Source organism: Mesorhizobium sp. M1A.F.Ca.IN.022.07.1.1, from assembly GCF_003997575.1.
Lineage (GTDB): Bacteria > Pseudomonadota > Alphaproteobacteria > Rhizobiales > Rhizobiaceae > Mesorhizobium.
Genome location: NZ_RZST01000290.1, coordinates 1 through 7,592 on the forward strand (window position 1 = coordinate 1; position 7,592 = coordinate 7,592).

Sequence of the window (7,592 nt, forward strand, 5' to 3'; positions counted from 1 at the left end):
ATGGTGCGCAGACCAATGAATCGGCCGATGCCGTGGTCCGCGTGAACGACGATGTCGCCGGATGACAGCGACGATGCTTCGGCAATGAAGTCGGAGGCACGCTTTTTGCGCTTGGAGCGGCGGATCAGCCTGTCGCCTAGAATGTCCTGTTCGGCGACGACGACCATCCCGTCGGTCTCGAAGCCGGATTCGAGCGGCAGCACGGCAAGACCGGCCTGCCCCGGCTCGAGCTTTTCGACCTCGGAAAGAGTCGCCACCGGTTTCAGGTTGCCGAGATGATGCTCGGCGAGGATCTGGCCGAGGCGGTCGAGCGAGCCCTCGGTCCAGCCGGCGACGATGACGCGGCGGCGCGCGGCGCGCTCGTCGGCAATATGCTTCACCACCACGTCGAAGACATTGCTGTTCGGGTCGGCGCGCTCCTCGGCGAAGCTGCGGCCTTGCCGCGAGCCCGCATGGAAGACCTTCTTGCCGCCGACATCGGGTGCGTCGAAGACGGTGAAATCAATGTCCTCGCGCGGTCCGAGCGAGGCTTTGAGATTTTCCGGCGAGAGATAGAGCAGATCCGGCGCCACCGGCTTGTAGGGCACGGCATCTTTCAGCGCGCCGTCAGCCTGCTTCCGCCGCGCCTCATAGTGATCGAGGATCAGCGTATGGCGCTCGGCCAGCGCCTCATGCGCGAGATGATCGAAGATGACAGGCGCGTCCGGCAGATAGTCGAACACCGTCTCCAGTTGCTCGTAGAAGAAAGGCAGCCAGTGCTCCATGCCGGCAAAGCGCCGTCCTTCGCTGACGGCTGCATAGAGCGCATCGTCGCGCGACGGCGCGCCGAAGGCTTCGATATAGGAGCGGCGGAAGCGGCTGATCGTTTCCGGCGTCAGCGCCACCTCGCTCATCGCCTGCAGCGCCATCGACTTGCGCTGGCCGGTCGTGCGCTGGGTCGCCACGTCGAAGACGCGGATCGATTCCAGCGTGTCGCCGAAGAAGTCGAGCCTCAGCGCCTCGCTCCAGCCGGGCGCGAAGAGGTCGAGAATGCCGCCGCGCACCGCGAACTCGCCGACGTCGCGCACGGTCGGCACGCGCTCGAAACCGGAATTCTCCAGCCGCGCGATCAGCACGTTCATGTCGATCTGGTTGCCGGGCTTGGCGTGGAAGGTCTGCGCCTCGATCAGTTCGGCCGGCGGAATGCGCTGCAAGAGCGCATTGGCCGTCGTGAGGATAACGGCGCGGTGCGGCTTTTTCGCCAGCGCAACGATGGCGGAGAGCGCGTCGAGGCGCCGCGCGGCGGCATCCGCGCCCGGCGAGACACGATCGTAAGGCAGGCAGTCCCAGGCAGGCAGTTCCAGAACCGGCAGGCCGGGAGCGGCAAAGGCGAGCGCATCGATGATCGCCGGCAGCCGCTGGCCGTCGCGCGCGACGAACAGCACCGGCTTGTCGGGCGCGATCTCCTGCGCCGTCCGCGCCAGCGCGAAAGCTTCGTAACCGTCGGCGACGCCATCGACGATGAACTGGCCGGCGCGGCCCTTCGGCAGGCCAATGGAGGGAATGAGACTCATGCTTCTTTCAAAATGTCATGGTCCGGCGCGACGCCAGGATCTTCTGCAGCACCGCGCAATCGATATCGGGCGGAACCGGGCGCTCGCCGGTGATCATCGGCAGGAATTCGGTGTCGGGGATTTCGAGGAGCTTTTCATATTGGTCGATTTCGTCGGCGGTCAAGGCGCCGATCTCGGCATCGGCGAAGGATCCCAGGATGAGATCCATCTCGCGCATGCCGCGATGCCAGGAGCGGAACAGCAGCTTGCGGCGGCGGACGTCCAGGCCCTCGCTTGATCGCTGTGTTCCGGTCATCGCGCTACATCCCTGTTCGAAGCGGCGCATATAGCGTGGATAGCGATTGGTGTCAGCCTTTGCGCTGCGGCCTCCGCGACATAAGCTGACGAGATGCGTCCTTCCATCCTCGATCCCCTGTTCGTCCCGATCACCTCGCTCGCCGGCGTCGGCCAGAAGGTCGGGACCATGATCGAACGTGTCGTGCCGGCCGATCTCGGCGACCGCGCCGCGCGCGCCGCCGATCTTCTGTTCGTGCTGCCCAACACGGTTATCGACCGCCGCAATCGGCCTGGCATCGCGCTAGCGGCCGAAGGCCAGATCGTAACACTCGAGGTGCGGGTCGACCGTCACCAGCCGCCGCCGCGCGGCAACAGGTCCGTGCCCTACCGGATCTACGCCCATGACGACACCGGTGAGATCGCCTTGACCTTCTTCCATGCCCATGCCGCCTATCTGCAGAAGATGCTGCCTGAGGACGAGCGCGTCGTAATCTCCGGCCGCATGGAATGGTTCAACGGCCGCCCGACCATGGTTCATCCCGACCATATCGCGCCGCTCGACGAGGCCGAGGGCCTGCCGCTGGTCGAGCCCGTCTATCCGCTAACCGCCGGCCTGTCCGCAAAAGTGCTGCGCCGCGCCATCGGACAGGCGCTCGGCCGCTTGCCGGAACTGCCGGAATGGCAGGACGACGCCTTCATGCGCCGCCACACCTTTCCGTCCTTCGGCGATGCGCTCACCCGCATCCACTATCCCAAGGACCCGATCGACGTTGCCGTCGAGGGTGCGGCCTGGCGGCGCCTGGCCTATGACGAGCTCCTGGCAGGGCAGGTGTCGCTGGCGCTGGTGCGCGCCAGAATCCGCCGCCTTTCGGGCCGGCCGCTGGTCGGCGACGGGCGCGTTGTCGAGAAACTGCGCGCTGCCCTGCCCTACAAGCTCACCCCCAGCCAGGAATTCGCGCTCGGCGAAATCAACGCCGACCTGGCCAACCCCGAACGCATGCTGCGTCTGCTGCAGGGCGATGTCGGCTCCGGCAAGACGGTGGTCGCGCTGCTTGCCATGGGGCGCGCGGTCGAGGCAGGCGGCCAGGCTGCGCTGATGGCGCCGACCGAAATCCTGGCGCGGCAGCATCTGGCGACCATCGCCCCGCTGGCGGAAAAAGCCGGCCTCAGCGTCGCCGTCCTTACCGGCCGCGAGAAGGGCCGCGAACGCGCCAAAACACTGGAAGGCCTCGCCAGCGGTGCGATCGACATTGTCGTCGGCACGCACGCGCTGTTCCAGGAGACGGTGACCTTCCACGACCTCGTGCTTGCCGTCGTCGACGAGCAGCACCGCTTCGGTGTCCACCAGCGTCTCGCCATCACCGCCAAAGGCGACGCGCCCGATATGCTGGTGATGACGGCGACGCCCATTCCGCGCACGCTGGTGCTGACCGCCTTCGGCGACATGGATGTCTCGAAGCTCACCGAAAAGCCGGCGGGCCGCCAGCCGATACGCACCGTCACTTTGCCAATGGAGCGGCTGGACGAGTTGGTCGGGCGCATGGTCGACGCCGTCGCCGAGGGTCAGAAGATCTACTGGATCTGTCCGCTGGTCGAGGAATCCGAAGAGATCAAGCTGATGTCGGCGGAAGACCGCTTCGCTTCGCTGAAGCCGCTCTTCGGCGAACAGATCGGCCTCGTCCATGGCCGCATGAAAGGGGCAGAGAAGGACGATGCGATGCGCGCCTTCAAGCAGGGCGAAACGCGCATATTGATCGCCACCACCGTCATCGAGGTCGGCGTCGACGTGCCGGACGCCACGATCATCGTCATCGAGCATGCCGAGCGCTTCGGCCTTGCCCAGTTGCACCAGTTGCGCGGCCGGGTCGGGCGCGGCGACAAGCCCTCGTCCTGCGTGCTGCTCTACAAGGATCCGCTCGGTGAGACGGCGAAGCGCCGGCTGTCAGTGATGCGCGAGACGGAGGACGGCTTCCGCATAGCCGAGGAGGATCTGAAGCTGCGCGGCGAAGGCGAACTGCTGGGCACCCGCCAGTCCGGCACGCCAGGTTTCCAGGTCGCGCGCATCGAGTTCCATGCCGACCTGCTGGAAGCCGCCCGCGACGACGCAAGGCTGATCCTGTCGCGCGACCCCGAATTGCAGTCTGGGCGCGGCGAGGCGCTGCGGCTGTTGCTCTACCTGTTCGGGCGCGACGAGGCGGTTCGGCTGCTGCGCGCCGGCTGAGCCGCGCCCAGCGCCGGATTGGCAAGCGGCCCTTCGATCGGCTCGCCGTTCAGCGTCACCAGCTTGGCCTTGACCTCCGGCGCCACCATGCCGGCCGAAACGATCAGCTTGGCGCCGTCCTCGATCGTCATGTCGAGCAGCACGATCTCGGATTTGTAAACATACATCAGGAAGCCTGTGGTCGGGTTCGGCGTGCAGGGCATGAACACCGCGATCAACGGATCGCCTTCCTGGTCGAGCTTCTGGTTGATCTCGGTTTCCTTCTCGCTGGCGACGAAGACCAGCGACCAGACTCCCTTGCGCGGATATTCGACCAGCCCGACCTGGCGGAACATGTCGCCCTTGTTTGACAGCACCGTCTCGAAAATCTGCTTCAGGGAGCGGTAGATACCGCGCACCAGCGGCATGCGGCCAAGCAGCCGCTCGCCGAAATTGACGATTGCGCGGCCGACGATGTTGGCCGTCATGAAACCGATGAACGTGATCAGCACCAGCGCCACGATCAGCCCGAAGCCGGGGACCGGAAACGGCAGATAGGTGTCCGGATTGTAGCGGGCGGGAATGTAGGGCTTCACCCAGGAATCGACCCAGCCGATGAGCGACCAGGCGATATAGGCGGTGATCGCCAGCGGCGCGCAGACGATGAAGCCCGTCAGGAAGTAATTCCTGAGCCGGGTCATGCCAGAGGTCTTCAGGGCGTCGGACATAGGATCACCGCGGCGCAGATTGCGGTTGAACTTTAGTGAACCGCAATTCGGTTTGGAACTGCGAAGTTTTTAAAGAGCGCTCTCTATGAAGCGGCTTTCAGCGTTCCAAATGGAAGCTCCTGCGTTCGCGACTGGCTGCAACACCCCTCCCTTCGTCATCCACGCGCGGAGCAAGGAGCGAAGCGACGCGGCGTAGACCCAGGATCCATTCCGCGACGCCCCTCGAGGAGTGAAAGGGCCATCGGCAAGCCATACTTCGAACTACGGTGCCCAAAAGAAGCAGTGACAGTGCTATTCCACCGTGACCGATTTCGCCAGATTGCGGGGCTGGTCGACATCGGTGCCCATGAACACCGCGGTGAAATAGGCGAGCATCTGGATCGGCAGCGCGTAGATGATCGGCGCGATGATCTCAGGTACTTCGGGCAGGATGATCGTCTCCATCGACTTGATGCCGGCCTGGGCCGCGCCCTTGGCGTCGGTGATCAGGATGATCTTGCCGCCGCGCGCCGCGACTTCCTGCATGTTGGAAACCGTCTTTTCGAAGATGCGGTCATGCGGCGCGATCACGATAACCGGCATGTTCTCGTCGATCAGCGCGATCGGTCCGTGCTTCAGCTCGCCGCCGGCATAGCCTTCGGCGTGGATGTAGGAGATTTCCTTGAGCTTCAGCGCACCTTCCATGGCTAGTGGAAAATTGGTGTCGCGGCCGAGATAGAGCACATCCTTGTAGCGGGACAGCTCACGCGAGATGCGTTCGATCTGCTCGTCGAGCTTCAGCACCTGTGTGGCAAAGCGCGGCGCCTCGGAAAGCTCCCGCACCAGCCGCTTCTCCTCATCGCGCGAGATCGTCCCGCGCGCCACGCCGGCCCGCACTGCGAGCGAGGCCAGCACGGAGAGCTGGCAGGTGAAAGCCTTGGTCGAGGCGACGCCGATCTCCGGCCCGGCAAGCGTCGGCAGCACGACGTCGGATTCGCGCGCCATGGTCGATTCGCGCACATTGACGACCGCGCCGATCTTCATGCCGGCCTGGCGGCAGTAGCGCAGGGAAGCCAGCGTGTCGGCGGTCTCGCCCGACTGCGAGATGAAGAAGGCCGCGTCATTCGCTGACAACGGCATCTCGCGGTAACGGAATTCCGAGGCGACGTCGATGTCGACCGGCAGCCGCGCATAGCGCTCGAACCAGTACTTGCTGATCAGCCCGGCCAGATAGGCGGTGCCGCAGGCCGAGAGCGCCAACCGGCCGATCTTGGCAAAGTCGAAGGGCAGATCGAGCGGCCTCGACACGCCGGAGACGAAATCGACATAATGCGCCAGCGTGTGCGAGATCACCTCCGGCTGCTCATGGATTTCCTTTTCCATGAAATGGCGGCGGTTGCCCTTGTCGACCATGAAGCTGGTCGAGAGCGACTGCTGGCGCTTGCGGTCGACCTTCTTGCCGTCGGCGTCATAGATGGTGACGCTGTTGCGACGCACTTCCGCCCAGTCGCCATCTTCGAGATAGGTGACTGCGTTGGTGAAAGGCGCCAGCGCGATCGCGTCCGAGCCCAAAAACATCTCGCCGTCGCCATGGCCGACGGCAAGCGGCGGACCGTTGCGGGCGCCGACGATCAGATCCTCGTCGCCCTTGAACATGATCGCCAGCGCAAACGCCCCCGAGAGCCGCTTCAGCGCCTGGTGCGCTGCCTGGACCGGCTTCAGCCCCTTGGCGAGCTCCCGCGCGACCAGATGCGCGACGACCTCGGTGTCCGTCTGAGAGGCGAATTTGTAGCCATCGCGGGAGAGCTCGTCGCGCAGCTCGGCGAAGTTCTCGATGATGCCGTTGTGGACAATCGCGACGCCTTCGGAAAAATGCGGATGCGCATTGGTCTCGTTCGGCACGCCATGGGTCGCCCAGCGGGTATGGCCGATGCCGATCGTGCCTTCCAGCGGATCTTCTTTCAGCCGGCGTTCGAGATTGATCAGCTTGCCTTCGGCGCGGCGGCGGCCGAGCGTGCCATTCTCGATGGTGGCGACGCCGGCCGAGTCATAGCCGCGATATTCGAGCCGCTTCAGCGCATCGACGATCAGCGGCGCGACCTGTGAATGGCCGACAATTCCAACGATACCGCACATATGCTGCCCCCGATTCCCCGCGAAAACCCAGCGCTATTTACGGATGGCCGGCCTGCCGCGAAAGTCACTTTGCGTTTCGTTCGGTGTCACCCGGAACGGTTTTGCGACTGATGCACCATGACACGCCGCGCTTGCAATCCGGTTACTGCAAATGGTTGGTTTTTCGCGGCGCGGTGCTCGATCATTTATGGTTGGCGCCAGCGGCGCCGGCCCAGCAAACGTCCTTTGACGATCATTCCGCGGCTCTTTTCTTCGCCGCGGCCGCCGACGCGAAGCGCTCGCGCAATTCCTTGCCTTTTCTGGGCAGCGTCTTTTGGCGGGCGCGGCCGAAGGCCAGCGCATCGTCGGGCACGCTCTCGGTGATCACGCTGCCCGAAGCGATGTAGCCACCCTTGCCGATCGTGACCGGCGCCACCAGCGCGGAGTTGGAGCCGACGAACGCGCCCTCGCCGATATCGGTGAAGAATTTGGAAAAGCCGTCATAGTTGCAGGTGATGGTGCCAGCGCCGATATTCGCCCCAGCACCGACCCGCGCGTCGCCGACATAAGTCAGGTGGTTGACCTTGGCGCCTTCCTCGATCGTTGCCTGCTTGACCTCGCAGAAATTGCCGACCTTGGCCTTTTGCCGCAGATCGGCGCCCGGCCGCAGCCGCGCGAACGGCCCGACATCGCAATTGGAAGCGATCGTGGCGCCTTCGATATGGCTGAAGGCGCCACGAT

At 64.6% G+C, this 7,592-nt stretch carries 5 protein-coding genes and 1 pseudogene; 1 reads left to right on the forward strand and 5 read right to left on the reverse strand.

Features of this window, described 5'->3' with window-relative positions; genetic code table 11:
- The coding region (locus EOA75_RS25175) for a CarD family transcriptional regulator (protein WP_348628681.1) at nucleotides 1-1,553 on the reverse strand (1,553 nt) is incomplete at its 3' end.
- A 7-nt stretch (nucleotides 1,554-1,560) separates the two neighbouring features.
- Nucleotides 1,561-1,848, reverse strand: coding sequence for a succinate dehydrogenase assembly factor 2 (locus tag EOA75_RS25180; RefSeq protein WP_067000926.1), 288 nt, complete (start codon nucleotides 1,846-1,848; stop codon nucleotides 1,561-1,563).
- Between the two features lie 93 nt (nucleotides 1,849-1,941).
- On the opposite strand from EOA75_RS25180, the gene recG reads away from it, so the two are divergent.
- Nucleotides 1,942-4,050: an ATP-dependent DNA helicase RecG gene (gene recG, locus EOA75_RS25185; protein ID WP_127325429.1), complete on the forward strand. Its 2,109-nt coding sequence runs from the start codon at nucleotides 1,942-1,944 to the stop codon at nucleotides 4,048-4,050.
- Here the strand turns inward: recG and EOA75_RS25190 are convergent.
- From EOA75_RS25190 to EOA75_RS25200, 3 genes and pseudogenes are all read right to left on the reverse strand, one after another.
- Nucleotides 4,002-4,757: a DUF502 domain-containing protein gene (locus tag EOA75_RS25190; protein ID WP_067000327.1), complete on the reverse strand. Its 756-nt coding sequence runs from the start codon at nucleotides 4,755-4,757 to the stop codon at nucleotides 4,002-4,004. The genes recG and EOA75_RS25190 overlap by 49 nt on opposite strands.
- A 291-nt stretch (nucleotides 4,758-5,048) precedes the next feature.
- Entirely contained in the window at nucleotides 5,049-6,872 is a 1,824-nt protein-coding gene (gene glmS, locus EOA75_RS25195) for a glutamine--fructose-6-phosphate transaminase (isomerizing) (protein ID WP_127325430.1), read from the reverse strand.
- A gap of 232 nt (nucleotides 6,873-7,104) precedes the next feature.
- Nucleotides 7,105-7,592, reverse strand: a pseudogene (locus EOA75_RS25200) (DapH/DapD/GlmU-related protein); the annotation flags it as partial.

Excerpts from the sequence above, each read along its gene's own strand:
- glmS (WP_127325430.1), bottom strand. The coding sequence starts at position 6,872 with ATGTGCGGTATCGTTGGAATTGTCGGCCATTCACAGGTCGCGCCGCTG.
- EOA75_RS25190 (WP_067000327.1), bottom strand. The coding sequence starts at position 4,757 with ATGTCCGACGCCCTGAAGACCTCTGGCATGACCCGGCTCAGGAATTAC.
- recG (WP_127325429.1), top strand. The coding sequence starts at position 1,942 with ATGCGTCCTTCCATCCTCGATCCCCTGTTCGTCCCGATCACCTCGCTC.
- EOA75_RS25180 (WP_067000926.1), bottom strand. The coding sequence starts at position 1,848 with ATGACCGGAACACAGCGATCAAGCGAGGGCCTGGACGTCCGCCGCCGC.